Consider the following 24,832-nt stretch of genomic DNA (forward strand, 5'->3'; position numbering starts at 1 on the left):
CGTGGCCGCGTGGTCGATAGCCGCCAGCTGGCTAGTGCCCGGCGGCCGCGGCGACCGCGTTGAAGCGCGCGGCAATGTAGCCGTCACTGAAGCTGGTCAGGCCATGGTCGCGGATGAAGCCGCAATGCCCGCCGTAGGGTGCCATGTCCAGCTCGATGTTGGGCGGCAGGCGCAGCTCGTCGAAGCTGTGCGCGGGGATCACCGGATCATCGCGTGCGGCGAGGATGCATGCCGGTATCTGCATCGAGCGCAGCGCGTCGCCGGCGATGGAATAGCCGTCCAGATATTGCTGCAGCGAGGCGAAGTCCGTGTGCCGCTTCACCAGCGCCTCGGTCAGGCCGCGCAGGCCCTGCTTCAGCTCGGCCATCTCGAAATAATGGTGCTGCGGGAACATGGCCTGCTTGGTGCGCAGCGACCGCCGCCACTTGTGCATGAAGTAGGCCCGATAGAACCAGGGCGCGCCGCGCTCCAGCGCATACAGGCCTTCGCTGGGGTCGATGATCGGGCACACCGCCAGCGCGTAGCTCAGCGGAATGCCGACGCGGCTCGACTGCAGCGCCACGCGCAGGGCGAAGTTCCCGCCCAGCGAAAATCCGGCCAGGCACATTGGCCGGGCCGGCCAGCGCCGGGCGACATCCGCCACGGCGTACACCACTTCGTCGAGGCGGCACGAATGGAACAAGTCCTCGTTCAATTGGTGACTGGCACCGTGATCGCGGAAATTCAGCCGGAACACGTCCCAGCCTTCGGCCAGCAGGCGGCTGCCGGTCTGCAGCACATAGGTGGAATCGATGCTGCCTTCCCAGCCGTGGAAGAGCACGGCCAGGCCACGGGCGTCGGTGCGCGCAGTCTGCGCCGTATACGCACCGGAGAGGCGGATATGTTCGCCCCCGTCGAGGATCACCGGCTGTGCGTCCACCGCCACGCTACGCGCCGCGCGTGGCAACAGGAACCGACGCACGCCGCTGGAAGACAACATGGTTTGCAGATGACCGCTGCGCAGCGGCCACGGTGGATGGAACTCGGTGCCCAGCGGCGGGTTCATGCGCGGGGCTTGTTTGAACTGTCGATGTCCAGCACGGCGGCGATGCGCGCGCGCGAGAGCTCAGCCATATGCCGGCGCGCATTGGGACTGGCCGGTACCACTTCGAGGAAGTGGATCTCAAAGTCCAGCGGCGGTGCGCCAAGCAACCGCACGATGTTCTGCACGAAACTCTCGCCGTCGCGGAAGCTGCGATCGAGCACCCTCTGCCCGTTGCGGGCGAAACGCAAGGCGACCGGCTGTACCGGCGCCTGGGCATCCAGTGCGGTCTGGAAGATCCTGGCGTGGAACACGCCGGTGGCCCCGTCGTGGCTGGTGCCGCCTTCGGGGAATACCGCGACCGAGCGGCCTGCGCGCATGCGCTCGACCATGGTCTGCATCACGTGGTTCAACGAGCCGTTGTTGCCGCGGTGGTGGAAGATCGTGCCGGCGGACGCCGCCAGCCAGCCGACCAGTGGCCAATGCTTGATCTCAGCCTTGGCCACGAAGCACGCCGCGCGCTGCGTATGCATGGCCTCGATGTCCAGCCATGAGGTGTGGTTGGCGACAAACAACGCCGGATCGCTTGTCGGCTCGCCAAAACGAATTGCGCGCAGGCCGAAGATACGCAGCAAGTGGCGTGACCAGGCGCGCTGCACGCGATGCGTGAATGGCTCGTGCCCGTTGCGCATGACGGCGTCACGTTTCCAGCTCACGACCGTCGCGCAGATGAGGATGGCGACGACGAGGTGCACCAGCACCAGCGCAACGCGCCACCCGAAACGCAGCGGACGCCAGGGATCGGGTGAGGGAGCAGAAGCGGGATCGGTATCCATGAAACTGCGAGTCTAACGTCAGTTGGCCGCACCGCCAGCCATGACCCGCGACAGGGGCAAGGCGCCGGGCGGCTTGACCGTGCGCAGCACGAAGCTGGAATTGACGTCGGCGACGCCGGCGGCATTCAGCAGGTGGTCCAGCAGGAAGCGCGAGAAATCTTCCAGGTCGGTGACCTGGATGTGCAGCAGGTAATCCATGTTGCCGGTCAGGGCATGGCAGGCAATGACTTCGTCCCAGCCATTGACCAACTGCGCAAACGCGTCCACCGCGCTGGACTCGTGCTTGCTCAGTTGCACGCGCACGAACGCTTCCAGACCCAGGCCCACGGCCTTGGGATCGATGTGCACGGCGTAGCCGCGGATGACCTTGGCATCTTCCAGTCTCTGCACGCGGCGCAGGCAGGCTGAGGCCGACAGGTTGACGCGCTCGGCGAGCTCGGCGTTCGTAATGCGGCCCGTGGTCTGCAGAATGGCCAGCAGGCGCAGGTCCGTGCGGTCCAATGAGGTCATAAGCAATAAATAATCACGTCATCATGTTTTCACGCAATGATATCCTATGAGCACGCGCCATGGCGCGTACAACGCAACTATCGTGCGTCGCATCCGGCCTATGCTGGAGGGCGAAGCAAAATGCGGGAGGTGGGCCATGGTTGCCGCACGCAAGATTGAACATCAACAGACCGATCTGGGCTACGTGCCGGTGTACGCCACCGACGTGGTCGAGCAACCATGGGCGGAGTACAGCACGACGGACCATGCGGTCTGGGATGCGCTGTTCCAACGCCAGCGCGAACTGCTGCCGGGCCGCGCCTGTCGCGAATTCCTGGATGGCGTGGAGCGCTTCGGGCTCGGCGCCGGCGGCATCCCGAAATTCGACGAGCTGAACGAGGTACTGGCCAAGGCCACCGGCTGGAAGCTGGTTGGCGTGGAGGGTTTGCTGCCGGACCGGGTGTTTTTCGACCATCTGGCGAACCGGCGCTTCCCGGTCACCTGGTGGATCCGCCAGCCCGGGCAAATGGACTACCTGAGTGAGCCTGACCTCTTCCATGATCTCTTCGGTCACGTGCCGCTGCTGCTCAACCCGGTGTTTGCCGACTATATGCAGGCCTACGGCCGCGGCGGTATGAAGGCGTTCGCGATTGGTCCCGAGGCATTGGCAAGGCTCACCCGGCTGTACTGGTACACGGTCGAGTTTGGCCTGATCAACACGGCCGAAGGACTGCGCATTTACGGCGCCGGCATCGTCAGTTCCAAGGGCGAATCCATCTATTGCCTCGACTCGCCGGCGCCCAACCGCATCGGCTTCGACCTGGAGCGCGTGATGAGCACGCGCTATCGCATCGACACCTACCAGCAGACTTACTTCGTGATCGATGCGTTCGAGCAGCTCTTCACCGCCACACGCCCGGACTTCACACCGATCTACGCCAGGCTGGCGCAGCAACCGACGTTCGCCGCACGCAGCGTCCTCGAGGATGATCGCGTGTTCACCCGTGGCAACGGCGAAGGCTGGGCCACCGACGCCGACGTGTGAACTCGCGGCACGGGCGCCGTGCCCGGCCGTGGACGCCTAGGGGAACTCTGAACAACATGTTCTCGATCGTCATTCCCGCGAAAGCGGGAATCCAGTGCCCTTTAACTTCAACAGCTTGACCTCACTGGATCCCCGCTTTCGCGCACTGCTGTCCGGAATAAATTCGTGCCGCGACACCGAAGACGTGGCGACGCAAGGCTGGACGGCTGTCACGCGCAACCTGGACTCAAAAAAAGGTGGTCACCCCGTTGTCTTACCCAGACCCTCGAACCTCCATCGTCATCCCCGCTTTCGCGGGAATGACGCCAGGTAGGGTTTCGGCGTCCTGGCACGATACCGTAGATGAAGCAAAGGCGGTTCCGAAAACGTTCCGGACAGTAGTGCGCTTTCGCGGGGATGACGCCGATAGATCAGAGTCTCCCTAGGGCCGCTGGACTTCGCTGACTTGCAACACCTGCGTGATGCGCCGACCGTCCCAGCGGTAGACGAAGTGCTGTGCCTGCACACAGCGCGCTACCACGTCGGGGTAGAACGCGGCCACGCACTCGCCGCCGCGATGCCGCGCGCTGGCGTAGACGATGCCGTTGGAGCCGGCGCCGCGCAGTTCGCGCGCCAGCGCCACGCTGGCAGAGTAGCTCGCGGCGTCCTGCGCCGCGCTCCAGCCGCCGCGGATGTCATGCAACCTGGCGTCGACCGCCGTGCGGTAGCAGCGCATCTGGATCTCGCAGGCGGGCTCGGCGGTGGCAGCCAGGAATTGCTGGCGATGGAACACCGTCTCCTCGACGGCCGTGGTGACGCTGTGCCCGGCGTAGAACACCCCCCAGCTGCCGTCGGAAAAACGGCTGCCCGCCGGGTCGAGATGGGTGAACGCCGCCATGACCGGTGTACTGCCCGGGCCGCTGACGCGCCGCGCCGGCGGTACCAGGCGCAGCGCATCCAGGGCGTCGCGCAGCCGCGGATTGGTCGCCGCCTCGAGCGCAAACAAGGCGTCGAGGTCGGCCGGATCAGCAATCCGGTCGAACACGCCGACGGGCGGGAAGCGGCTGGGCACGATGCGCCAGGCCCGGGTCCAGCGGATGCGTTTGACGGGGGGCGGGACGGTCGCGGTCGACATGCACAAGCCCTAACCGCGCTGCGCGTCCAGGTATTGGCGCACCACGTACAGGTCGGCGACGTTGCCCGACAGCATGCGCTGCAGTGCGGACTGCCCGCCGAACACTGGCGCCTGGTTCGGCTTGGCCAGCCACGCATCCGCCTGCGCCGGGTCCGGAAACAGGATCTGCAGCGATTTCCAGATGCCCAGCAGGTAGCTGATCCGTTCCAGCGTGTCGCGTCCCAGCGCACCCTCCTTCTGGCGCTTCCATTTGTAGAACGTCGATTCCGGCGGTTCGCCCAGCAGCTTGCGCTGTTCCGCGACGCGCAAATCCCACGCTTCCGCCATGCGGAAGAATGCCCGCAAGGCGGCTCCGGCGGGGTCGATGGTGACTGCCTGGCTGGGATTCGGCTGATTCATGCGAACTCTACCCATGAAGTACATTGGTAGTTTACTGCATATGGCGAGCCTGGGTCGATCATCCGGAGCATCCCTTCGCGGCCTGCAAATGAGCGGAGGACGACAGGTTGGTCCAGCGACTGCCCACATGGTCGCCACCGGGTGGCGGATACGATGACCAGCGGGCCTGGGGAGCAGAACCATGTATCCATTCGACCATGTACGCCAGTACGTTTCTGCCGTCGCCTCGCTCGCTTTCTTCGTGACCGGATGCCAGACCCCCATGACCACGCCCGACAGGAGCGCAGCCGATCAGGCCGCGGCGTCATCGATGTTCCCATTGCGGTTTTCCGAGCACGATTTCGACGTGCATTGCTACAACACCCTGCGTTGCAAGGTGATCTACGCCGATTACGATTTTCACCGTAGCGATGCGGACACGCCATCGCCTGCGCCGCCTCCCGGCGACTACCGCCAGCACTGGCGCTACGCGGGATTTGCGGGCGTGCCGAACTTCCCGCCGCCGGCCGACGTGCAGTGGACTTCGCTGGACGGCGTGGCGCATGTAGCCAAGGTGGACATTGGCGCGATCTTCAAAGACGAGCGTGCGCTCTACAACGTACCGGATGCGGAGATTCCCGAGGGCTCCTGGGGACGCGAGCCAAACATTTACCTCGAGGTGAACGACCGCACGATTAACGTCTACATGCAGTCGATTATCGCCACCAAGACGGAGCAGATCCCGGGGAACAGCCATAGCAAGCGACGGGACGACGTGATTTTGGCTTGGACCCATACGTACTGATCGTTTGGCGCCATGGCCGACCAATCCGCCCAGCTCCCTGACGGACCGCACGACGAAGGGATCCGGACGTTCCTGGGCGGCGCACGCATCCCGCTCTACGCCGAGGTCCGGCGCCAGGCCGAGGGTTTGGCGCCTCCGGTGTTCCTGCATGCCGGCAATCCGCATGAGCGCCTGTTCGTCGCTGCCCTCGATGGCACCGGCAGCGACTTCATCCACGACCCCCAGCACGCCACCAACGTCGGCTTGATCTATGGCCAACTACGCAAAAACCCGGACGGCAGGATTTCAGCCAAATATGTGGAGGGGACTGGCACCCAGGTGCAGTGGCTGACCCGCGTCACCGATGGCGCGTTTGGCTACACCGCCGATGAGCGCGCCGAGCAGATGTACAAGATGTTCATCGAGCAGGTAGGGCAATGGATTCAGGAGGATCCGCATGCGCAGATCAGTGTCGCGAGTATCGGTTTCAGTCGCGGCGGCGAGGAAGTGGCACTGTTCGCCAGGCTGGTTGCGGAGCGCGGTATCCAGGATCCCGCGGGTGCCCACTACACCTACGACGCGCACGGCCAGATCGCGTCCATCGAGTACACCGAACCGGCGCTGGCCGGGCCTGGCAAGACGGCACAGGTGGTGGCCTTGTTCGATCCAGTCGGCACCGGCCAGCCCCTGCACGAAGACCGGCGTCTGCCGCCGTCGGTGCTTTCCGGCATCCAGCTCAATGCCATGGATGAGCGGCGCCGCCTGTTCAAATCCGATCACATCATCGACCCGGGTATCACGGCGGATGGCCGCTTTGCCGGCTTCAATTTGCCCGGTGCCCATTCCGACGTTGGGGGCAGCTACTCGTTGAATGGCTTGTCGAATCGCGCCGGGAATGTCGCGATCGCCTATCTCAACGCGCTGAGCGATCGTCGGTACCTGCAGCCGCTACCGGAGTTCGATGATCCACAACGGAACGTCATCCATCGTTCGGAAGACGGCCTCTTCCTGTATGGCGCCGACTACAAGGTCGATCGCGCGACGCCGGATGGCTACAACGAAGTGCTGGTGGACGAGCGCCTGGCGATCCGGCTTGCCGACGCGCGGAATGCGGAACCACGTGACGAGGCGCTCAACGCCAAGTTTGCGCACCAGACCATCGCCCGTGCCATGCAGAACCCGGTGTTCGAGCGGCCCACGCCGTTGGCCGGGCCCCCCAGCGAGCTCGACCTGTTGATTGCGCGTTTGTACCAGGCCGCACTGCATCGCGAACCCCAGGCCATGGATGCGGCAGCCGCGGATTATTTGCGCACGCAACCGGGCCAGGCCTGGCAACAGCAGGTGCTGCGCGCGGTTCCTGCGCTGCAGATATCCGATCTGGCAGGGCCGACCCGGCCCTTGTCTGTCGCGCTGCCATACGGCGCAGCGCAACCGCTGGAAGCCCACTCGGCGCCGGTCATGTAGTGCCGCATGTGCGCTTGCCGGCTGTCGCCGGCGAGTCCAAAACGCAACCGGCGGCTTTGCCCACCAGGGGATTGAAATGGATGGCGTCGACACCGAGGCACTCAAACAACTGGTACTGCAGCTCGCAACCGTTGCCCGGCAACTGGATCGACGCAGCGAGCTGGCGGTGGCGCGCGTGGACGCCAGTACGACCGCGCTCGACCAGGAGCTGCACACCTTGGGCGATGGCGCCGAACGGTTCAGGCGCGAGGCCGTGCGGATCGTGGGCGAGGAGGCACGTGGAGTCATCGCCCAAGCCGGCAGCGCGCTCGCTGCATTCAATCGGCAACTCGAGGCCAGTGCCCAGGTCGCCTGGGCGGCAGCGAATGGCCTGGAGGAGCAACGCCGCCACCTGGCCGCAATCCGGCGCACGCTGGCTTGGCGTGCGGGAGCGGCGTTGCTGGTTGGCTCGCTGCTGGCAGTGGGCGTCGCCGGCTACACCAGCTGGAACGCGATACGGCAGGTTCGCAGCGCCCAATTTGCCGAAGAAATTGTGCATGCCACCCGCAGCGGCATCCTGACCCGCTGCGACAGCGCGTTGTGCGTCAAGGTCGCCGAGCCGTTGCGGCGTTATGCCAAGAATCCAGCCTACGTGCTGATTCCAGAGTGAGCACGTACCGCCTGTCCGACGTGGGTTGTGACCGTCGCCGCCCGTTCTTCAGCGCCACCGAGGCGGCCGATGCCGCATCGTCTGCCACGTCCCGTATGCCTCAGCCTTGCCCATGCACGCTTGGCTTGCGGGAGCGCCGCCACCAGAGCAACAACAGGAGCGCCAGCAGCAGGCCGGCGGCAGTCCACAGGCTGCCCTGGCCGCGGCGTATCCACATCACCAGCCAGGCATGGTTGTTGGCCCCGAAATAGCCCAGATACACCCAGACCGGTACGCTGATCATGGCCGCCATGGTGTCGATCAACAGGAAGCGTGGGAACGAAACCCGATGCGTGGCCCCGGCGGTGACATAGATGGTGGTGCGCATGCCGGGGAGGAAGCGCGCCGCGAACAGCAGGCGATTGCCATAGCGGTCGAATTTTTCCTGCACAGCCAGGTAGCGGGATGGCGTCAGCACCCGCGCAATGGGGCGCCAGCCCAACATGCGCGCGCCGTGGTAGTGACCGAGCAGGAAAATCGCCGAATCCCCGAGCAGCACGCCAAACAACGTCATGGCACACATGACGTGCACGTTGGCGTAGCCGAGTCCGGCAATGACGCCGCCGGCGACGAGCGTGATGTCCTCCGGCAGCGGCAGGCCGGCACCGCAGATCATCAGCGCCACGAAGACCGCCGCGTAGCCGTTTTGCACGAACAGGTTGACCAGCGTGTCAAGCAGGTCCATGGGTGTTCCCGGTCACGGCGTCATGCCCGGCTCGCCATGTTCGGCCATGCTGGCCAAGCAGGACATGCACCGGTGGCGATGCGGGCCTGGTCGACGGGGAATTCATGATGCGGGATGCGGGGCAGCGCGTGCGGCCAGCAATTGCCGCAGCTCGAGCTTTTCGGCGGCGTCCAGTTCGCCGCTGCGGCTCTTGCCGGTAAGCTCGCTGCGCCGCTGCGCCGCGGCCTGCTCGCACATGCGGTGCAGCGCCTCGTGGAATTCAACCGCCTGGATCGATGCATCGCCGACGCTGCCGCGACCGGCCAGCTCCTGCAACACGCCATATTCGGGGCGACCGGCAAAGCGTTCGACCAGCATCGCGGCATTGGTATCGGGCCGGGACCGCGCCAGGTCCAGCAATTCGCCGAGCACGCTGACGCCGGGCTTGTCGAGGGCCAGGAAGGCGTACGGCGCGGCAACCTGGCTGGCCAGCTCGGGCTGGGCGAGCAGCAGGGTGATGGCGCTGCGCACCAGGCTGCGCTCGACGGTCCGACGCGCGACGGGGGTGGCGGTCCCCGCGCGGTGGCGTTGCCCGCGTACGCCGGAGCGCTTCTCCAGTTCCTGTTCCAACAAGTCGCGGAATGCACCGTCCGGCAGCCGCGCCAGCAAAGGTCGGGCGCGCTCGGCCAGCCGGGCCCGTCCATCGAGGCTGCTGGTGTCGACGTCCCGGCCAAGTTCGTTGAACAGGTAATCCGAGAGCGGGGTAGCCGCGTCCAGTCGCCGCTCGAATCCAGCCTTGCCTTCCTTGCGGACCAAGGAATCGGGGTCTTCACCTTCCGGCAGGAACAGGAAATAGGCTTGGCGCCCATCCCGCAACTTGGGCAGGGCGGCCTCCAGTGCCTTCCACGCCGCGGCGCGTCCGGCGCGGTCGCCATCGAAACAAAACACCACGTCCGGTGCGGCGCGGAACAGGGTTTCCGCATGCTCGGCCGTGGTTGCCGTGCCCAGGGTGGCGACCGCAATCGGCAAGTCCGCCTGATGCAGGGCAATCGCGTCCATATAGCCCTCGACGACCACGATCCGCGCCAGCTGGCGATTGGCCTGGCGTACCTGCCACAGCGCAAACAGCTCGCGGCCCTTGTGGAACAGCGGCGTCTCCGGGGAATTGAGGTACTTGGGCCCGGCGTCCCGCTCTCCCGGGGTGGGAGGCGCGCTTGAAATAATCCTCCCGCCGAATGCGATCACCCGCCCGCGGCGGTCGAGGATGGGGAACATCAGGCGCTCGCGGAAACGATCGAAATTCCGGCCACGGTCGCCGCCGGCCACCATGCCGGCTTCCGTCAGCAGCTGCAGGCGCCGCGCATTGCGGCCAAGGGCCTTGATCAATCCATCGAACCCCGCCGGCGCCCAGCCCAGCCGGAAGCGCTCGATGATGTCGGCCGAGAGCCCGCGCTCGACGCAATACGCCTGCGCCGCGGCACTGCTCGGCAGCTCGCCTGCGTACCAGCCTGCGGCCGCGTTGAGCAGCTGGTACAAATCAGTCTTGTCCTCGCGTGGCGCATCCCGACGGCTTTCCCGGGGCACCTGCAGGCCCACGCTTTGCGCCAATTCCTCGACCGCGTCGGGAAACTCCAGGCGGTCGTACTCCATGAGGAACTTGATCGCACTACCGTGGGCGCCGCAGCCGAAGCAGTGATAGAACTGCTTGGTCGGGCTCACCGAGAACGAGGGTGAGCGCTCGTCGTGGAAGGGGCAGCAGGCCACCCATTCGCGTCCGGCCCGTTTGAGCGGCAGCCGGCGCTCGATCACCTCGACGATGTCGACGCGGACGAGCAGGTCGTCAATGAAGCTGTCCGGAATCAGTCCGCCCATGGACCCATTCTACTGGAGCGGACTGGGCCCCCTAGAACAAATGCAGGATACCGATCACGGCGAGTATCGCGAGTACCAGCAGGATCAGGAAAATGAAGAAGAGAACCTTGGCGACCATCGCGGTAAAGCCGGAAAGCCCGGCAAAACCCAGCCAGCCCGTTATCAGCGAAACAATCGCGAAAATGACGGCCCATTTCAGCACGGCACTACTCCCGCTGTGGTGGTAGTCGTAGGAAACGCGCACGTGGCGCGCCAATCTTGTAGCCGTGTCGGCGTGAATGCAATGGATAGGCCGCGCCTCCGGCTGCCCATCGCGGCGGGCTTATCCCGCGAGGCGGGCCTTGATCCGGGCCGAAACCACGGCCATGTCGGCGCGCCCGGCCGCCTGAGCCTTGACCGCGCCGACCACCTTGCCCATGTCGCGCGGCGAGTTGGCGCCGGTGGCGGTGATGGCGGCCGTGATCAGGGCATCGATCTCGGCATCGCCGAGCTTGGGCGGCAGGTAACTCTCGATGACGCGCATCTCCGCGCGCTCGACCTCGGCCAGGTCTTCGCGGCCGGCGGCGCTGTATTGCTGGATCGAGTCGCGGCGCTGCTTGAGCATCTTCTCCAGCGTGGCGATGACCATGACGTCGGTCTGCTCGGTGCGCTCGTCCACCTCGTGCTGCTTGATGGCCGCCAGCATCAAGCGGATCACGCCCAGGCGCGGCTTGTCGCCGGCACGCATGGCGGTCTTCATGTCTTCGACGAGTTGTTGCTTGAGCGTCATGGGAGACCTCGGCAGGCAGCGGTATGGCGGTCGGGCAGTCGCGCGCCAGCGCGGAAACGACGAGGCCGGCGTTACTTTACAGCAACACCGGCCTGTGGCCCGACGGGCAAAGTTGGCAATGGCGTCACCGCGCCGTGACGGTTCCGGCCAGGCGTATCGGAGCGGGCCGTTTGCCGACCCGGGCGACTCAGTACATCCGGGTCTTGCGCGAAACGTCGCGCGACAGGCGGCGCAGGTGCCGTTTCACTGCAGCAGCGCGCTTGCGCTTGCGCTCCTGGGTCGGCTTTTCGTAGAACTCGCGCTTGCGCGTCTCGGCGAGGATGCCGGCCTTTTCGCAGGTGCGCTTGAAACGCCGCAAGGCAATCTCGAACGGTTCGTTCTCGCGGACTTTGACGTTGGGCATGAAGACTCCAGGTGGTAACCTTCCGCATTTGCGGAAATTGGATTGGGACGGAGCCGATCATTGTACTGTGGACAACACTGATTTTTCAAAGGCCGGGCCACTGAAACCCATACTGGGCATCGAAAGTTCCTGCGACGAGACGGGCGTGGCCGTCGTGCGCTGGGAGCCGGAGGCGCCGGGACGGGGCTTGCTGGCCCACAACGTTTACAGCCAGATCAAGCTGCATGCCGATTACGGCGGCGTGGTACCGGAACTGGCCAGCCGCGACCACGTGCGCAAACTGCTGCCGCTGGTGCGCCGTACCATGGCCGATGCCGGGCTTGGCCTGCGGGATCTCGGTGGCGTGGCCTACACCGCTGGCCCGGGCCTGGTCGGCGCCTTGCTCGTGGGCGCCTGCGTGGGACGGGCGCTGGCCTGGGGACTTGGCATTCCGGCGCTCGGCGTGCATCACATGGAAGGTCACCTGCTGGCACCCCTGCTGGAAGACGACCCACCCAAGCCACCCTTCGTGGCTTTGCTGGTGTCGGGCGGGCACTCCATGCTGGTCGCGGTGGAGGCGGTCGGTGCCTACCGCATCCTCGGCGACACGCTGGACGACGCGGCCGGTGAGGCATTCGACAAGACCGCCAAGATGATGGGCCTGCCTTATCCCGGTGGCCCCATGCTGGCCAAGCTGGCCGAGCAGGGGAGTGCCGGCAGGTTCCGCTTCGCCCGGCCCATGACGGACCGACCTGGCCTCGATTTCAGCTTCTCTGGCTTGAAGACCCAGGTGCTGCTGGCCTGGCAGGCCAGCGACCACAGCGAGCAGACGCGCCGGGACATTGCTTGCGGATTCGAGGAGGCGATCGTGGCCACGCTGATCATCAAGTGCCGCCGTGCGCTCAAGGCGGCGGGAGCGACGCGGCTGGTGATTGCCGGCGGGGTCAGCGCCAATCGTCGCTTGCGCCGGGACCTGGCCGCGGCGGCTGAGCAGGATGGCTTTTGCGTGTACTTCCCGCGCCCGGCGTTTTGCACCGACAACGGCGCCATGATTGCCCTGGCCGGCGCGATCCGCCTGGCCAGTGGCCAGCACCAGGACGCCACCGTGCCGGTCTATCCGCGCTGGGACCTGCAGAGCCTGCCTACCGCCTAGGCGGTTCATTGCGGGACCCGCCTGCGGGCGGGCCCCGGTCAGGAGCGCAGGCCCACGCCACGCCTGAGCAGGTGCAAGGCGACGATCCACAACAGCACGACGAAGCCGAGCATCACCATGAACGCGATCGGCACGTTGACGTCGGTGATGCCGAGTACGCCGTAGCGGAAGGCATTGACCATGTACAGGATCGGGTTCGCGCGCGAGATTGCCTGCCACGGCTCGCCCAGCATGGTGATCGAGTAGAACACGCCGCCCAGGTAGGTCAGCGGGGTCAGGATGAACGTGGGCACCAGGGCAATGTCGTCGAACTTGGTCGCATATACCGCGTTGATGAAGCCGGCCAGCGAGAAGATGACGGCGCCGAGCAGCACCGAGGCAAAGGTGATGAAAGGGTGCTGGATGTCCAGGCTGGTGAAGAACAGCGCAATGCCCAGCACGATGACGCCGACAGCCAGGCCGCGCACCACGGCGCCGACCACGTAGCCGCTCAGGATCACCCAGTTCGACATTGGCGACACCAGCATCTCCTCCACCGCATGGCTGAATTTCAAGCCGAAGAACGAGCTGGTGATGTTGCTGTAGCTGTTGGTGATGATGCTCATCATGACCAGGCCGGGCACGATGTATTGCATGTAAGTGAACCCGCCCTGGATCGAGCCGATGCGGCTGCCGATGAGCTTGCCGAAGATCACGAAGTACAGCGTCATGGTGATCGCTGGCGGGATCAGGGTCTGCGTCCAGATGCGCAGGATGCGCGCGATTTCACGGCGGATCAGCGTGCGCAGGCCGACCAGGTTCGCATCCAGGTGACTCGGCCTTGGCGTCCGGATGTCGGACGCGGGCGAGGTGGCTGCGGCCACGGCCTCGAGGGGTTCGCGCATGGGCCGGCTCACGCGGCTTTCTGCCGTTGGTCTTCCACCAGTCGCATGAACAGCTCCTCGAGACGGTTGGTCTTGTTGCGCATGGAAGTCACCATGATCCCGCTGGCGGTCAGCTCCGCAAACATCGAGTTGAGGTCGTGCGAGCGCGACATTTCGGCTTCCAGGGTCTGCTCGTCGCGCCGTCGCAGGATGACGCCATCCAGCGTGGGCAGTTCGTCAGGCACGGCGACGACGTCGAGCACGAAGGTTTCCTTGTCGAGCTTGGCCAGCAGGCGGTGCATGCTGGTGTTCTCGATGATCTTGCCGTAATCGATGATGGCAATGTTGTGGCAGAGCTTTTCCGCCTCCTCCAGGTAATGCGTGGTGAGGATGACGGTGGTGCCAGCCTGGTTGATCGCGCTGACGAACTCCCACATGGAGCGGCGTATCTCGATATCCACGCCCGCGGTGGGCTCGTCCAGGATCAGCAGCTTCGGCTCGTTCATCATCGCGCGGGCAATCATCAGGCGGCGCTTCATGCCGCCAGAGAGCTCGCGCGAGGGCATCTTCGCCTTGTCCCACAGGCGCAGCTCGCGCAGGTATCTCTCCGCGCGTTTCACTGCGAGCTTGCGCGGGATGCCATAGAAGCCGGCTTCGTTGACGCAGATGTCGAACAGGCTTTCGAACTGGTTGAAGTTGACTTCCTGTGGGACCAGGCCGATCAGCCGCATGGCTGCGCTGCGCTCGCGCTGCACCGATACGCCAAACACCTGGGCTTCGCCGCTGGTGGCATTGACCAGTGAGGAGAGGATGCCGATCAAGGTCGACTTCCCGGCACCGTTCGGACCCAACAGCGCAAAGAAATCGCCTTGCTGCACGGTGAGGCTGATCCCTTTCAGCGCCTCGACGCCGTTGCTGTAGGTCTTGCGCAGGTTGTCTACCACCAGGGCGGGAGTTGCGGTCATGGAAGGAACCAGCGGCAAGGGAATGGAGGGCCTGAAGCAAGAGCACCATGCCGTTCCGGCCTGGCTGCCGCCGCCGGCGGCCACCAACGGGTGAGGTGCATTATCGCGCCCGGCGACGGTTTTCCAGCGGAAGCGACGCCAGGCCCTGGCGCCTCCGGCTGCACCACGGTTGGCGTGCCTGGCCGTGACCCACGCACCGTGGGCGCCGGATCCACGGCCGATCCGTACGGCAGAACGCCTAGTATAGCTTGGCCGCGGCAGGCCATACTCAGGGGCCCGCGGGCTTGAAGCGGCGTGTCGGAGCAACCACTTCATGACGCAATGCCTGCGCGCGGCAAGCTCGGGATTCCAAGGAATACCAATCCATCCATGGTCGAACATTTCCAACTCCAGCTCATCGACGCCCGCATGCTGGCGCCGAACGTCCGTCACCTGAGCTTCGCGCGCGCCGATGGCCAGTCCCTGCCGCTGGTGCCCGGGCAGTTCCTGCAGGTGCACTTTGCCTATCCCGATGGCACGGCAACCAAGCGCAGTTATTCGGTGGCGACGGTCGGCGATGGCGCGTCGCCGATCGACCAGGTTGAAATTGCCGTCAGCTATGTGGACGGCGGCGCCGCCACGCAGTTGCTGGCCAACTTGCCGATCGGCGGCGTGATTGACGCGAGCGGGCCGTACGGGCGCTTTTGCCTGCAGGCCAACGACGCCAATCGGCGCTATCTGCTGGTGGCCACTGGCACCGGGGTGACGCCGTATCGCGCCATGCTGCCGCAGATGGAGAGGCTGCTGGCCGCCGGTGGGCGCGAGGTGGTGCTGGTCTACGGCGCACGCAACGAACGCGAGTTGCTCTACGGCGAGCAATTCGAGGCGTTTGCGGAGGCCTGCCCCGGCTTCACGTTCTACAGCTGCCTGAGCCGCGAGGCCCGCGCCACGCCGCGCCCGTGGGATCGCCGCGGCCATGTCCAGCAGGTGCTGGCCGAGCTGCAGCCGCATGCCGAGCACGACATTGCCTACCTCTGCGGCAATCCGGAAATGGTCGACCAGACCTTTGCCGTGCTGAAGGAAGCCGGCTTGCCGGTGGCCCACATCCGCCGCGAGAAGTACGTTTCCTCGCGCTGAGCGCGTCGTCGCCTGCCGCCGCGTCCGGAAGCCTGCCGGCGCGGCGTACCTGTCACACTTGGCGGCTCCGGCTGGGCGCGTGCCGGCGTGCATTCGCTACTCTGTCTTGCCGGGATGACTTTGACGGCCGCGCAGGCGTCGGACTGCGAACCTGGATCGTGGCGGTGCGGAGGGTGTGCATGGCATTGAAAGCATTGCTTGGCGCGGGACTCCTGACTGCCCTGCTGCTGCCGGTTGCCGGCGCGAGGCAGCAAGACCCGGCAGGCAATGCATCGGCCCTGGCCCCGGCGCCGTCGGCCAGCAGCCAGGCGGCACGTTCGACTTCAGCCCGGCGCGCAGACGCGGTTCCCGCCCGGCCGGCAACCTGGCGCCTGGGCAGCCTGACCTTGACCGCCTGTGAACTTCACCAGCCGCACAGCGGACTTAGCACACCGGCCTGGTGCGCGAAATTTCCGGTACCGGAAAACCGCGCCGATCCACGCAGCCGCACGATCGAGCTGAACCTGGCGGTGCTGCGTTCCAGCGCCCAGGTGGCGGATTCGGACATGCTGGTCTTCCTTGCCGGCGGGCCGGGGCAGGCGGCCACGGAGTCGGCGCAGACCATCGCCCCGGTCTTCGGGCCGCTGCTGGCGCGCCACCACGTGGTATTGCTCGACCAGCGCGGCACCGGTGGGTCCAATGCACTGGACTGCCCCGAGCAGGACCAGGCGCAGGCGGCCGATGCCGGTGCCAGCTTCGACGTGGCCAGGGTGCGCCGCGCTGCGCTGGATTGCCTCGCGGCGGTGCGTCGTCATGCCGATCCGCGCTACTACACCACCACGGCAGCCGTGCAGGATCTGGAGGATGTGCGCCGCGCGCTGGGAGCGTCCAGTTTCGACCTGGTGGGTGTGTCCTACGGTACGCGCGTGGCCCAGCAATACCTGCGCGCCTTTCCGGCTTCCGTGCGCAGCATGGTGCTGGACAGCGTGGTGCCCAATTCGCTGGTGCTGGGGGAAAGCTTCGCCAGTGACCTGGAGGCGGCGCTGCACGCGTTGTTTTCGCGCTGTACCGCCGAGCCGGCTTGCCGCAAGCAGTTCGGGGATCCGCAGCAGACGCTGACGCAGTTGCGCGACGCCTTGCGGGCCAACCCCCACCTGGTGACGTATCGCGATCCACAAACCTACCAGAGCGCGCAGCAGATGCTGGATGAGGATTTGCTGGCCAGCGTCGTGCGCATGTTTTCCTACACGTCGGCGACCGCCGCCCTGCTCCCGCTGTCCATCGATGCGGCCGCGCACGGCGATGTCGGCCCGCTGCTCGGCCAGGCGAAGATCCTTTCCGGCGACCTGACTGAGCTCGCCGGCAGTGGCATGCAGTATTCGGTGATTTGCAGTGAGGATGCGGATTTGTACCGGCCGCGGCCGCAGGATGCCGACACGTTGCTGGGCACGCATCTGCTCGATGCGCTCAAGACGATCTGCTCGGTGTGGCCCAAGGGGATGCGCCCGGCCGATTTCCATGCCCCGTTGGTCAGCGCCAAGCCAAGCTTGCTGCTGGCAGGCCAGTACGATCCGGTGACGCCACCGCGCTACGCGCAGGAGGTGGCGAGCCATCTGGCCGATGCCCGCGTGCTGGTGCTCAAGGGCCAGGCGCACGGAGTGATGGCGGCCGGCTGCGCCCCCGAGCTGATCAAGCAGTTCATCCGCAAGCTCGACCCCAGGGGTCTGGATGCAAGTTGCCTGGAGCGCCTGCAGCCCGTGCCGATCTTCCTCAACTTCAATGGGGCCTTGCCATGATCGAGGTGCGTGCCCTGCACAAGGCGTTTGGCAAGGTGGTGGCGGTGGACGAGGTGAGTTTCGTTGCCCGCGATGGCGAGATCACCGGCTTGCTTGGGCCGAACGGCGCCGGCAAGACGACCTGCCTGCGCATGCTGTACACCCTGATGGTCCCGGATCGCGGCCAGGTGCTGGTCGATGGCCTGGATGCAGCGGTGGACCCGCTGGGCGTGCGCCGCCGCCTGGGCGTCCTGCCCGATGCGCGCGGCCTGTATACGCGCCTTACCGCGCGCGAAAACATCGAGTATTTCGGGCGCCTGCATGGCATGCCGGAAGCCGAGCTTGGCGCGCGCGTGGAGACGCTGATCCGCGCCTTGGGCATGGACTCGATTACCGACCGGCGCAGCGCCGGATTCTCCCAGGGCGAACGGGTCAAGACCGCGATTGCGCGTGCCCTGGTCCACGACCCGCACAACGTGATCCTGGATGAGCCCAGCAACGGTCTGGATGTGATGGCCACGCGGGCGCTGCGCCAGTTCATGCGCGAGTTGCGTGCCGAGGGCCGCTGCGTGCTCTTTTCCAGCCACGTGATGCAGGAAGTTGCCGCCTTGTGTGACCGCGTGGTGATCATGGCCCGCGGCCGGATCGTGGCCGACGCGGCGCCGCAAGCCTTGCGCGAACAGACCGGCGCAGCCAGCCTGGAAGATGCTTTCGTGAAGCTGATTGGCAGCGGCGAGGGCCTGGCGGCATGAGCGCCGTGCCCGGGACGCGGCGTCGCCTGTCCGCGGTGTCCACCGTGCTGGCCAAGGAGGTACGCGAAAACCTGCGTGACCGGCGCACCCTGGTCAGCGCCTTCGTCACCGGGCCGCTGCTCGGGCCCTTGTTTTTCGTCATGCTGATCGTGGTCATGGTGAACCAGCAGCTGGACAAGGCCACGCAGCCCTTGCCGGTGCCGGTGATTGGCGCGATCTACGCCCCGCATGTGATCGAGGCGCTCAAGGCCGGCGGCATCGAGCCCCAGCCTGCCGTGGCTGATCCCGCACGCGCCGTGCGCGACCAGGAGGCGGACGTGGTGGTGCGCATTGCGGCGGCCTACCCACAGGCCTGGCGGCGCGGCGAACCGGTGCAGGTCGAGGTGTTTTTCGATTCCTCGCGTCGCGATGCGGCCACTGCGGTGGAGCGGGTGACCCAGCTGATCGATGCCTATGCCCGCCAACAAGGCGCCATGCGCCTGGTGGCGCGGGGCTTGTCGCCGGTCCTGGCCACGCCGGTCGTGGTCGCCCGGCGCGACCAGGCGACACCGCAGGCCCGCGCGGTACTGCTGCTCAACATCCTGCCGTACTTCTTCGTCCTCACCATCCTTATGGGCGGCATGTACCTGGCCATCGACCTGACCGCCGGCGAGCGCGAGCGCCAATCATTGGAACCGCTCTTCGCCAATCCGGTGCCGCGCTGGCAGATCCTGGCCGGCAAGCTCCTCGCCATTGCTGCGTTTTCCCTGGTCAGCCTGCTCCTGTGCCTGCTGGTCTTTGCGCTGGTCGGGCGCCTCGTACCGGCCGACAAGCTGGGCATGGAGGTCGACCTGGGCTGGCACTTCGCGGCCTTCGTACTGCTGCTGCAACTGCCGATGGTGGGCTTGTTTGCCGCCCTGCAATCGCTGGTCGCCGCCTTTGCCAGGAGCTTCCGCGAGGCGCAGACCTATCTCTCGCTGCTGATGATGGTGCCGATCATCCCCAGCGTGCTGCTGATGGCCTTGCCGGTGAAGCCGCAGGCGTGGATGTACCTGGTGCCCTTGCTCGGCCAGCACCTGGGCATCCTCGACCTGCTGCGGGGTGGGGAGGTCGGCGCCGCACACCTGGGCTGGTGCCTGGCCGGTACCAGCCTCGCGGCCCTGGCGGTGGTGCTGGTGACGGCCCGCCTGTACCGCTCCGAGAAACTCGCAATCTCGGCCTGAGCCAGGCGGCCGGGTCGCGGCCGTTGCGGCGTCCCAGGCAAGGCGGATCACGATCACCTCAACGCCGCGCGCCGGGCGTTCAGTGCCCGATGCGGTCGATGCCGATGAACTGCAGGAATTCCACCCGCGTGCGCGGATCGTCGCGGAACACGCCAAGCATTTGGCTGGTGACCATGGACACGCCGCGCTTGTGCACGCCACGTGTGGTCATGCATTCGTGGCTCGCGTCGATGACCACGGCCACGCCGGCCGGGTGCAGGTTGTCCTGGATGCATTGGGCAATTTGCGCGGTGAGTTTCTCCTGGACCTGCAGGCGTTTGGCAAACGCCTCGACCACCCGCGCCAGCTTGCTGATGCCAACCACGCGGTTGGTCGGCAGGTAGCCAATGTGGGCGCGGCCGATGATGGGCGCCAGGTGATGCTCGCAATGGCTCTCGAAGTCGATGCCGCGCAACACCACCATCTCGTCGTAGCCCGCCACTTCCTCGAACGTGCGGCTGAGGTACTCGCCCGGATCGATCGCGTAGCCACCAAACCACTCACGGTAGGCGCGGGTCACCCGTTCGGGCGTATCCAGCAGGCCTTCGCGAGCCGGATCGTCGCCAGCCCAGCGCAGCAAGGTGCGCACTGCCTCCTCGGCTTGCTCCTGGGTGATGTCGTCGGGGTCGCGCTGTTCGCTCATGCGGATGCCTCGGATTTGCGGATAGCGCAGTGTAGCGTTCACCTGGGCGGGAGACTTGCGCTGGGGGGGGCCTCGCTGCCCAGTTCGTCGTCGCCGACCAGGCGGGCATCCCGCAGCTCTGCTGGTGGCAGCCCGTTCGCGGGTTCTTCACCGGTGCCGGCGGACGACAGCCGCTCCGGCATGTCGCGCTTGGGCTTGATGCCGAGCTCGCGCAGCCGCTCAGCTTGTCGCATCAGGCCATTCCGCGGGTTGACCAGCGCCCTTTCCGCCGCCTGCGTTGCGAGGGTTGCCTTGGCAAGCGCGTCGTTGATCGCCACCATGTATTCGCCGAAGCGCACCGCCGCGTCGTACATCAAGCCGCCGCGCTTGACGATCTCTTCCAAGCTGCGGGTCGTCTTGTCCACGCGCCAGATGTATTCGATCGTGCGCAACACGGTGAACAGCGTATTCGGCGAGACCAGCGCGATATGCCGTTCCAGAGCGTACTGGGCGAGCCCGGGATCGGCTTCGCTGGCGCTGATCAAGGCGCTTTCGATCGGCACGAACAGCAGCGTGAAATCGACGGTCTTGAGGTTGTACAAAGACGGGTAGTTCTTCTTCGACAGATCATTGATGTGGCGCTTGATCGAAGCACTGTGATCGTCCAGCGCCATTCTCCGGGCTTGTTCGTCGTCGTTTGTCGACACGAAGCGCTCATAGGCGACCAGTGACACTTTCGCGTCGATGACGATCGCTCGATCGTGCGGAAGATCGAGCACTACGTCGGGAATCAGCCGTCCATCGACCTCGTCGCTGTGGTGGCTCGCCTGGGTGCGGAACTCGGCACCCTCGCGCAAGCCGGCCAGCTCGAGAATGCGCTGGAGCACGGCTTCGCCCCACATGCCGCGCGTCTTGCTTTCGCCGCGCAACGCATTGGTCAGCGATTGCGCCTTCGCGCCAATGTCCTGGTTGAGCTTGGTCAGCTCAAGGATTTGCGCGATCAGTCCGGCGCGATCCTTGACGTCGGTCTCGCGTGCGGCCTCGACCTTGCGCTTGAAATCCTTGAGCGTTTCGCTGAAGGGATCGAGCAAGGTCGAAAGCGTGTTGCGCTGCTGCTCGGTCAGCTTGGCGCCCTTTTCCTCAAGCAGGGTAGCGGCCACCAGTTTGAACTCTTTGGCCATTTCCTCCTTTGCGCCTGCCAACAGGGTGGTGGTTTCCTGTTCCCGCTGCTTCGCCGACTTGATCTCCTGTTCGAGACGCGCGTTGGACTCGAGCAGCTCCCCGCGCTTTTCCAGCAGCTCACGATTCGCGGACGTCAGCGTGGCGATGTGCTGTTCCGCGGTCGCCAGGTTTGCAGCGGCCGCGTCCAACTGGCTGGATTTTCCAGCGAGCTCCGCGCGGGTGGTGGAGACCTCTGCGCGGGCACTGCTCAGTTCGTTCTCGAGAACCGGGGTGCGTTCGGCTTGCGCCTGCGCCCGCGCGAGCTGGGATGACAGTTCGCGCAGTTGCTCCTCAGCCTCGATGCGCGCGCTTTCCGTATCGCGCTGCACCTGGTGACCCTCGCCGCGCAGCAGGGAGAGCGCCTGCAGGACCAGCACCAGTACCACGGCGATGATCAGGACACTCAATAGGATTTCGGTGACGGGCATGCGGCTACCGGTGGCAAGAGCGAGTGACGATCAGTTTACGCAACACTGTCGCACGGATGGCGACGATGGGCCGCTCAGTCGATGCGGCAGAAGGCGGCCTTCAGATAGCGGCCCTCGGGGACGTCGGTACGAAACGGGTGGTCGGCGCCGGCGCCGCGCACTTCCAGCACCTGGATGGTGCGGCCGGCGTTGAGCGCGACGCGACGCAGCATCTCCAGGAAATCGGCTTCGCCAACCAGTCCGGTGCAGGAGCAGGTCAGCAGCAGGCCGCCAGGCGGGATGATGTCGAGCACCATGCGGTTCATGGCGAAGTATTTCTTCAGCGCGTCCGTGACCTTGCTGCGGTCGCGGGTGAGCTTGGCCGGGTCCAGCACCACCGCGTCGTAACGCTCGCCACGTGCAACGGCGGCGCGCACCCAGTCGAAGATGTCGGCCTGCTCGAAGCGCACCGCGACGCCGTTCGCGGCGGCATTGGCGGCGGCGACCTCGAGGATGCCGGCATCCAGGTCCACGCCGACTGCCTCGCGCGCGCCGCCGGCCATCGCATGCACGGCGAAGCTGCCACCGTTGCAGCACAGGTCCAGGACGCGCCGGTCCCTCGCCAATTCGGCGAAGCGCCTGCGGTTGTCGCGCTGATCGACGAAGAAACCGGTCTTGTGGCCGCTGCCGGGGGCGGCGAGGAAGCGCAGGCTGTGTTCGTGCACTTCAACCGGCGCCGGCGTGTCGGGGCTACGGCAATCGAACGACTCCTGCTTCTGCGTCCGGGTCTCGGCAAACCAGTACAACTTCGCGGCGGGGAACTCCGCCAGCAGCGCCGCATGCACAGTGTCGCGCAGGCGCCACATGCCGGCGGTGAAATACTCGATGACCAGCGTGTCCGCGTAGCGGTCGACCACCAGGCCGGGCAGTCCATCGCCGTCGCTGTGCACCACGCGCCAGGCATCGCTCACCTGGTCCAGGCGCAGCCACTGCCGGCGCAGCTGCACGGCGGCGGCGATGCGCCGTGCCAGCCATTGGCCGTCGGCCATGGCCTCGGGGAGTTCGTCGAGCAGGCGCAACGCAATACGCGCGTGGCTGTTCCAGAACGCGCACGCGACGAAGCGGTCGTCGGCGTCGTGCACGGCCACCACGGTGCCGGGCGGCAGCTTGTCCTGCGGCTTGCGCACCTGCGCCGACCAGACCCAGGGATGGCCCGGTTTGCGTGCCGACTTAAGCTGGATGACGGGAAGTTCGACGGGAGCGTGCATCGACGCATGATAGCCGGTGCATCCTGCCGCTCCGGCGCTTGGGATGCCGGCGCCGCTTCAGCGCAGGCGCAGCACCAGCCAGGACACGAGGGCAAGCACGTTGACGCCGAGCCGCGGCACCGATGGGCCGGATCCGGCAAGGCGGAAACCCTGGCTGCCGACGTGCCAGTCCAGGCCCAACTGCGGCGCGGTCTGCAGCGTCGTAAACACGCTGACGAACGCACCGCTGTGCAGGGCGTAGCTGAAGACCGGCAAGGCGACTAGGGGCACCTGCAGCAGCTGGGCCCAGCGCGACATGCGCACGCCGCGTTCGCCGTTGTCCAGCAATTGCACGCCCGCGGCCAGCACGAAACCAAACAATGCCAGGCCGAGGAGTGCGACGACGCTCTCGTGGTTGTTGAACGGCAGCACGCGCCGCAGCATGGCGGCGACGCCATACAGCCCGCCAGCGATTTCGAGGATGCCGATGAGGCGAAACAGGATGAGGCGCATGTGGGGTCCGGGGCCAAGGGAGCGCGGGCATTGTAGGCGGGCGGAGCTGCCGCTTCACTCCATGCTTTCGGCGAGCTCGTGCAGATCGTTGACGTGCTCTTCCCACCAGCGTGTTTCGGCGACGAAGGGGAAGGCCAGCGGAAAGGCCGGGTCGGCCCAGCGCGCGGCGATCCAGCCCGCGTAGTGCAGCTGACGCATGGCCCGCAGGGCCGGGACCAGGGCCAGCTCGGTCGGGTCGAGGTCGCGGAACTGGCGGTAGCCGGCCAGCACCTCGCGCATGGCCTGCTCGTCGTGCGCCAGCATCCACAAGTCCTGCATCGCCGGTCCCATGCGCGCGTCGTCGAGGTCGACGAAGGCGGGGCCGTCCCTCGTCCACAGGATGTTGCCCGGGTGGCAATCGCCATGCAGCCGCAACTGCGGCAGCGGACCGAGTGCCGCGAAGCGCGCTGCGATGGCGGCACCGAGGCGCGTGGCAGCCGCCTGGTAGTGCCCGCGCACCATCACCGGCAGCAGCGTGGAGGCGAGCACGGCCTGGATCGGCCCCTGCACCATGCTGGCCTGGTCCAGTTTGCCGCGATGCACGAAGGCGCGCCGCGCGCCGACGCCGTGCATGCGCGCAATCAGGCGGCCCAGCCACTGCAATTGTCCGGCAGCGCCCGGCTCGGGCGGCCGGCCGCTGATGCGAGGCGTCAGCGCGTAACGGAAGCCAGCGTAACGCAGCAGGGTGTGGCCGGCGAAGGCCAGCGGCGCGACCATCGGCAATTCGGCTGCGGCGAGTTCCTGGGCAAAGGCGTGCTCTTCCTCGATCGCCGCGTCGCTCCAGCGGCCCGGCCGGTAGAACTTGGCGATGACCGGCGCGCCGCCCTCGATGCCGATCCGCCACACCCGGTTCTCGTAGCTGTTAAGCGCCAGCAGGCGTCCATCCGGCTGCAGCTTGCAGACACTGACCGCGTTCAGCACCGTGTCCGGAGTGAGGCCGGCATACGGCGTCCCGTCGTTCACCGCGGCGCCACATTGTGCGCGGCGATGACCGCCATGGTCAGCCGCGAGATGCAGGTTGGCGCGCCGGTGGCATCGACCAGGCGAATCTCCCAGACCTGGGTGCTGCGGCCGATGTGTACGGCCTTGGCCGTGCCGGTGACAAGCCCCGAACGCACGGCGCGCAGATGGTTGGCGTTGATCTCCAGGCCGACTGCCCTTTCGCGGGCTGGATCCAGGGTCAGCATGGCGGCCGTGCTGCCCAGCGTCTCGGCCAGGGCCACGGAGGCGCCGCCGTGCAGCAGTCCATACGGCTGGTGCGTGCGTGCATCGACGGGCATGGTCCCGCTGAGCCAGTCATCGCCAAACGCGGTGATGCGGATGTCCAGCGTCTCCATCAAGGTATGCGTGCTCCAGCCATTGACCAACCCGAGGTCGGGCGTCTGGTACCAGAGGCTCATGCCGATATCCTGCCTGCGCGGATCGCTGCGGGA

The 24,832-nt window shown here is 66.2% G+C and carries 27 protein-coding genes; 9 read left to right on the forward strand and 18 right to left on the reverse strand.

Features of this window, described 5'->3' with window-relative positions:
• Positions 1 to 31: 31 nt before the first annotated feature.
• From AC3WJB_RS03990 to AC3WJB_RS04000, 3 genes are read right to left on the reverse strand one after another with little or no spacing between them, the layout of a single operon-like run.
• Positions 32 to 1,045, reverse strand: coding sequence for a YheT family hydrolase (locus tag AC3WJB_RS03990; protein ID WP_492678938.1), 1,014 nt, complete (start codon positions 1,043 to 1,045; stop codon positions 32 to 34).
• Positions 1,042 to 1,857: a lysophospholipid acyltransferase family protein gene (locus AC3WJB_RS03995; protein ID WP_492678940.1), complete on the reverse strand. Its 816-nt coding sequence runs from the start codon at positions 1,855 to 1,857 to the stop codon at positions 1,042 to 1,044. The genes AC3WJB_RS03990 and AC3WJB_RS03995 overlap by 4 nt, the downstream gene beginning before the upstream one ends.
• Before the next feature lie 18 nt (positions 1,858 to 1,875).
• On the reverse strand, positions 1,876 to 2,367 hold the full coding sequence (locus AC3WJB_RS04000) for an Lrp/AsnC family transcriptional regulator (RefSeq protein ID WP_492678942.1): 492 nt from the start codon (positions 2,365 to 2,367) through the stop codon (positions 1,876 to 1,878).
• 136 nt (positions 2,368 to 2,503) lie between these two features.
• Here AC3WJB_RS04000 and phhA point away from each other — a divergent pair, with 136 nt between their 5' ends.
• The gene (gene phhA, locus AC3WJB_RS04005) at positions 2,504 to 3,391 is read left to right on the forward strand and encodes a phenylalanine 4-monooxygenase (RefSeq protein WP_492678944.1); all 888 of its coding nucleotides are present in this window, start codon (positions 2,504 to 2,506) and stop codon (positions 3,389 to 3,391) included.
• 421 nt (positions 3,392 to 3,812) lie between these two features.
• Here the strand turns inward: phhA and AC3WJB_RS04010 are convergent, their stop codons facing one another.
• Together AC3WJB_RS04010 and AC3WJB_RS04015 are read right to left on the reverse strand one after the other, a co-directional pair.
• Entirely contained in the window at positions 3,813 to 4,505 is a 693-nt protein-coding gene (locus tag AC3WJB_RS04010) for an RES family NAD+ phosphorylase (RefSeq protein WP_492678946.1), read from the reverse strand.
• Between the two features lie 9 nt (positions 4,506 to 4,514).
• Complete coding sequence (locus AC3WJB_RS04015) at positions 4,515 to 4,904, reverse strand: MbcA/ParS/Xre antitoxin family protein (RefSeq protein ID WP_492678948.1); 390 nt, start codon at positions 4,902 to 4,904, stop codon at positions 4,515 to 4,517.
• Positions 4,905 to 5,085: 181 nt separating this feature from the next.
• Here AC3WJB_RS04015 and AC3WJB_RS04020 point away from each other — a divergent pair, with 181 nt between their 5' ends.
• The 3 genes from AC3WJB_RS04020 (at position 5,086) to AC3WJB_RS04030 (ending at position 7,780) form a co-directional block, all read left to right on the forward strand.
• Complete coding sequence (locus tag AC3WJB_RS04020) at positions 5,086 to 5,688, forward strand: hypothetical protein (RefSeq protein ID WP_492678950.1); 603 nt, start codon at positions 5,086 to 5,088, stop codon at positions 5,686 to 5,688.
• 12 nt (positions 5,689 to 5,700) lie between these two features.
• Positions 5,701 to 7,131: a phospholipase effector Tle1 domain-containing protein gene (locus AC3WJB_RS04025; protein ID WP_492678952.1), complete on the forward strand. Its 1,431-nt coding sequence runs from the start codon at positions 5,701 to 5,703 to the stop codon at positions 7,129 to 7,131.
• A 76-nt stretch (positions 7,132 to 7,207) separates the two neighbouring features.
• Positions 7,208 to 7,780, forward strand: a complete 573-nt coding sequence (locus tag AC3WJB_RS04030; RefSeq protein WP_492678954.1) for a hypothetical protein — start codon at positions 7,208 to 7,210, stop codon at positions 7,778 to 7,780.
• Between the two features lie 100 nt (positions 7,781 to 7,880).
• Here AC3WJB_RS04030 and AC3WJB_RS04035 read toward each other — a convergent pair whose 3' ends face one another.
• The 5 genes from AC3WJB_RS04035 to rpsU form a co-directional block, all read right to left on the reverse strand.
• A complete protein-coding gene (locus tag AC3WJB_RS04035) occupies positions 7,881 to 8,504 on the reverse strand; it encodes a DedA family protein (protein ID WP_492678956.1) in 624 nt (207 codons plus the stop codon).
• A 102-nt stretch (positions 8,505 to 8,606) separates the two neighbouring features.
• Positions 8,607 to 10,355, reverse strand: a complete 1,749-nt coding sequence (gene dnaG / locus AC3WJB_RS04040; protein WP_492678958.1) for a DNA primase — start codon at positions 10,353 to 10,355, stop codon at positions 8,607 to 8,609.
• Positions 10,356 to 10,386: 31 nt separating this feature from the next.
• On the reverse strand, positions 10,387 to 10,557 hold the full coding sequence (locus AC3WJB_RS04045; RefSeq protein WP_492683060.1) for a DUF1328 domain-containing protein: 171 nt from the start codon (positions 10,555 to 10,557) through the stop codon (positions 10,387 to 10,389).
• Between the two features lie 120 nt (positions 10,558 to 10,677).
• Positions 10,678 to 11,124 (reverse strand): GatB/YqeY domain-containing protein, encoded by a 447-nt coding sequence (locus AC3WJB_RS04050; RefSeq protein WP_492678960.1) that lies wholly within the window; start codon positions 11,122 to 11,124, stop codon positions 10,678 to 10,680.
• A 187-nt stretch (positions 11,125 to 11,311) separates the two neighbouring features.
• Complete coding sequence (gene rpsU / locus AC3WJB_RS04055; RefSeq protein WP_492678962.1) at positions 11,312 to 11,527, reverse strand: 30S ribosomal protein S21; 216 nt, start codon at positions 11,525 to 11,527, stop codon at positions 11,312 to 11,314.
• Positions 11,528 to 11,636: 109 nt separating this feature from the next.
• On the opposite strand from rpsU, the gene tsaD reads away from it, so the two are divergent.
• On the forward strand, positions 11,637 to 12,659 hold the full coding sequence (gene tsaD / locus AC3WJB_RS04060; RefSeq protein WP_492683062.1) for a tRNA (adenosine(37)-N6)-threonylcarbamoyltransferase complex transferase subunit TsaD: 1,023 nt from the start codon (positions 11,637 to 11,639) through the stop codon (positions 12,657 to 12,659).
• Positions 12,660 to 12,697: 38 nt separating this feature from the next.
• Here tsaD and AC3WJB_RS04065 read toward each other — a convergent pair whose 3' ends face one another.
• On the reverse strand, positions 12,698 to 13,543 hold the full coding sequence (locus AC3WJB_RS04065) for an ABC transporter permease (RefSeq protein ID WP_492678964.1): 846 nt from the start codon (positions 13,541 to 13,543) through the stop codon (positions 12,698 to 12,700).
• An 8-nt stretch (positions 13,544 to 13,551) separates the two neighbouring features.
• A complete protein-coding gene (locus AC3WJB_RS04070) occupies positions 13,552 to 14,487 on the reverse strand; it encodes an ABC transporter ATP-binding protein (RefSeq protein WP_492678966.1) in 936 nt (311 codons plus the stop codon).
• 369 nt (positions 14,488 to 14,856) lie between these two features.
• Here AC3WJB_RS04070 and AC3WJB_RS04075 point away from each other — a divergent pair, with 369 nt between their 5' ends.
• The 4 genes from AC3WJB_RS04075 to AC3WJB_RS04090 all read left to right on the forward strand — a co-directional run bounded on the left by AC3WJB_RS04075 (position 14,857) and on the right by AC3WJB_RS04090 (position 19,311).
• Positions 14,857 to 15,603: an FAD-binding oxidoreductase gene (locus AC3WJB_RS04075; RefSeq protein WP_492678968.1), complete on the forward strand. Its 747-nt coding sequence runs from the start codon at positions 14,857 to 14,859 to the stop codon at positions 15,601 to 15,603.
• 179 nt (positions 15,604 to 15,782) lie between these two features.
• Positions 15,783 to 17,378 carry an alpha/beta hydrolase gene (locus AC3WJB_RS04080; protein ID WP_492678970.1) on the forward strand — a complete coding sequence of 532 codons (1,596 nt, stop codon included), beginning with the start codon at positions 15,783 to 15,785 and terminating at the stop codon, positions 17,376 to 17,378.
• Complete coding sequence (locus AC3WJB_RS04085) at positions 17,375 to 18,109, forward strand: ABC transporter ATP-binding protein (RefSeq protein WP_492678972.1); 735 nt, start codon at positions 17,375 to 17,377, stop codon at positions 18,107 to 18,109. The genes AC3WJB_RS04080 and AC3WJB_RS04085 overlap by 4 nt, the downstream gene beginning before the upstream one ends.
• Positions 18,106 to 19,311, forward strand: coding sequence for an ABC transporter permease (locus AC3WJB_RS04090; RefSeq protein ID WP_492678974.1), 1,206 nt, complete (start codon positions 18,106 to 18,108; stop codon positions 19,309 to 19,311). Before AC3WJB_RS04085 ends, AC3WJB_RS04090 begins: the two co-directional genes overlap by 4 nt.
• Positions 19,312 to 19,390: 79 nt before the next feature.
• Here AC3WJB_RS04090 and folE read toward each other — a convergent pair whose 3' ends face one another.
• From folE to AC3WJB_RS04120, 6 genes are all read right to left on the reverse strand, one after another.
• On the reverse strand, positions 19,391 to 19,993 hold the full coding sequence (gene folE / locus AC3WJB_RS04095) for a GTP cyclohydrolase I FolE (protein WP_492678976.1): 603 nt from the start codon (positions 19,991 to 19,993) through the stop codon (positions 19,391 to 19,393).
• 38 nt (positions 19,994 to 20,031) lie between these two features.
• Positions 20,032 to 21,621, reverse strand: a complete 1,590-nt coding sequence (gene rmuC, locus AC3WJB_RS04100; protein ID WP_492678978.1) for a DNA recombination protein RmuC — start codon at positions 21,619 to 21,621, stop codon at positions 20,032 to 20,034.
• 74 nt (positions 21,622 to 21,695) lie between these two features.
• Positions 21,696 to 22,868: a class I SAM-dependent rRNA methyltransferase gene (locus AC3WJB_RS04105; RefSeq protein WP_492678980.1), complete on the reverse strand. Its 1,173-nt coding sequence runs from the start codon at positions 22,866 to 22,868 to the stop codon at positions 21,696 to 21,698.
• 57 nt (positions 22,869 to 22,925) lie between these two features.
• The gene (locus AC3WJB_RS04110) at positions 22,926 to 23,360 is read right to left on the reverse strand and encodes a hypothetical protein (RefSeq protein ID WP_492678982.1); all 435 of its coding nucleotides are present in this window, start codon (positions 23,358 to 23,360) and stop codon (positions 22,926 to 22,928) included.
• 54 nt (positions 23,361 to 23,414) lie between these two features.
• Positions 23,415 to 24,362, reverse strand: coding sequence for a serine/threonine protein kinase (locus AC3WJB_RS04115; RefSeq protein ID WP_492678984.1), 948 nt, complete (start codon positions 24,360 to 24,362; stop codon positions 23,415 to 23,417).
• A complete protein-coding gene (locus tag AC3WJB_RS04120; RefSeq protein ID WP_492678986.1) occupies positions 24,359 to 24,799 on the reverse strand; it encodes a hotdog fold thioesterase in 441 nt (146 codons plus the stop codon). The genes AC3WJB_RS04115 and AC3WJB_RS04120 overlap by 4 nt, the downstream gene beginning before the upstream one ends.
• Positions 24,800 to 24,832 lie beyond the last annotated feature (33 nt).

The sequence above is a fragment of the Rhodanobacter sp. FW510-R10 genome, assembly GCF_058781105.1.

Coding starts and splice junctions, on each gene's coding strand:
- AC3WJB_RS03990 (WP_492678938.1), bottom strand. CDS start 1,045: ATGAACCCGCCGCTGGGCACCGAGTTCCATCCACCGTGGCCGCTGCGC.
- AC3WJB_RS03995 (WP_492678940.1), bottom strand. CDS start 1,857: ATGGATACCGATCCCGCTTCTGCTCCCTCACCCGATCCCTGGCGTCCG.
- AC3WJB_RS04000 (WP_492678942.1), bottom strand. CDS start 2,367: ATGACCTCATTGGACCGCACGGACCTGCGCCTGCTGGCCATTCTGCAG.
- phhA (WP_492678944.1), top strand. CDS start 2,504: ATGGTTGCCGCACGCAAGATTGAACATCAACAGACCGATCTGGGCTAC.
- AC3WJB_RS04010 (WP_492678946.1), bottom strand. CDS start 4,505: ATGTCGACCGCGACCGTCCCGCCCCCCGTCAAACGCATCCGCTGGACC.
- AC3WJB_RS04015 (WP_492678948.1), bottom strand. CDS start 4,904: ATGAATCAGCCGAATCCCAGCCAGGCAGTCACCATCGACCCCGCCGGA.
- AC3WJB_RS04020 (WP_492678950.1), top strand. CDS start 5,086: ATGTATCCATTCGACCATGTACGCCAGTACGTTTCTGCCGTCGCCTCG.
- AC3WJB_RS04025 (WP_492678952.1), top strand. CDS start 5,701: ATGGCCGACCAATCCGCCCAGCTCCCTGACGGACCGCACGACGAAGGG.
- AC3WJB_RS04030 (WP_492678954.1), top strand. CDS start 7,208: ATGGATGGCGTCGACACCGAGGCACTCAAACAACTGGTACTGCAGCTC.
- AC3WJB_RS04035 (WP_492678956.1), bottom strand. CDS start 8,504: ATGGACCTGCTTGACACGCTGGTCAACCTGTTCGTGCAAAACGGCTAC.
- dnaG (WP_492678958.1), bottom strand. CDS start 10,355: ATGGGCGGACTGATTCCGGACAGCTTCATTGACGACCTGCTCGTCCGC.
- AC3WJB_RS04050 (WP_492678960.1), bottom strand. CDS start 11,124: ATGACGCTCAAGCAACAACTCGTCGAAGACATGAAGACCGCCATGCGT.
- rpsU (WP_492678962.1), bottom strand. CDS start 11,527: ATGCCCAACGTCAAAGTCCGCGAGAACGAACCGTTCGAGATTGCCTTG.
- AC3WJB_RS04065 (WP_492678964.1), bottom strand. CDS start 13,543: ATGCGCGAACCCCTCGAGGCCGTGGCCGCAGCCACCTCGCCCGCGTCC.
- AC3WJB_RS04070 (WP_492678966.1), bottom strand. CDS start 14,487: ATGACCGCAACTCCCGCCCTGGTGGTAGACAACCTGCGCAAGACCTAC.
- AC3WJB_RS04075 (WP_492678968.1), top strand. CDS start 14,857: ATGGTCGAACATTTCCAACTCCAGCTCATCGACGCCCGCATGCTGGCG.
- AC3WJB_RS04080 (WP_492678970.1), top strand. CDS start 15,783: ATGGCATTGAAAGCATTGCTTGGCGCGGGACTCCTGACTGCCCTGCTG.
- AC3WJB_RS04085 (WP_492678972.1), top strand. CDS start 17,375: ATGATCGAGGTGCGTGCCCTGCACAAGGCGTTTGGCAAGGTGGTGGCG.
- AC3WJB_RS04090 (WP_492678974.1), top strand. CDS start 18,106: ATGAGCGCCGTGCCCGGGACGCGGCGTCGCCTGTCCGCGGTGTCCACC.
- folE (WP_492678976.1), bottom strand. CDS start 19,993: ATGAGCGAACAGCGCGACCCCGACGACATCACCCAGGAGCAAGCCGAG.
- rmuC (WP_492678978.1), bottom strand. CDS start 21,621: ATGCCCGTCACCGAAATCCTATTGAGTGTCCTGATCATCGCCGTGGTA.
- AC3WJB_RS04105 (WP_492678980.1), bottom strand. CDS start 22,868: ATGCACGCTCCCGTCGAACTTCCCGTCATCCAGCTTAAGTCGGCACGC.
- AC3WJB_RS04110 (WP_492678982.1), bottom strand. CDS start 23,360: ATGCGCCTCATCCTGTTTCGCCTCATCGGCATCCTCGAAATCGCTGGC.
- AC3WJB_RS04120 (WP_492678986.1), bottom strand. CDS start 24,799: ATGAGCCTCTGGTACCAGACGCCCGACCTCGGGTTGGTCAATGGCTGG.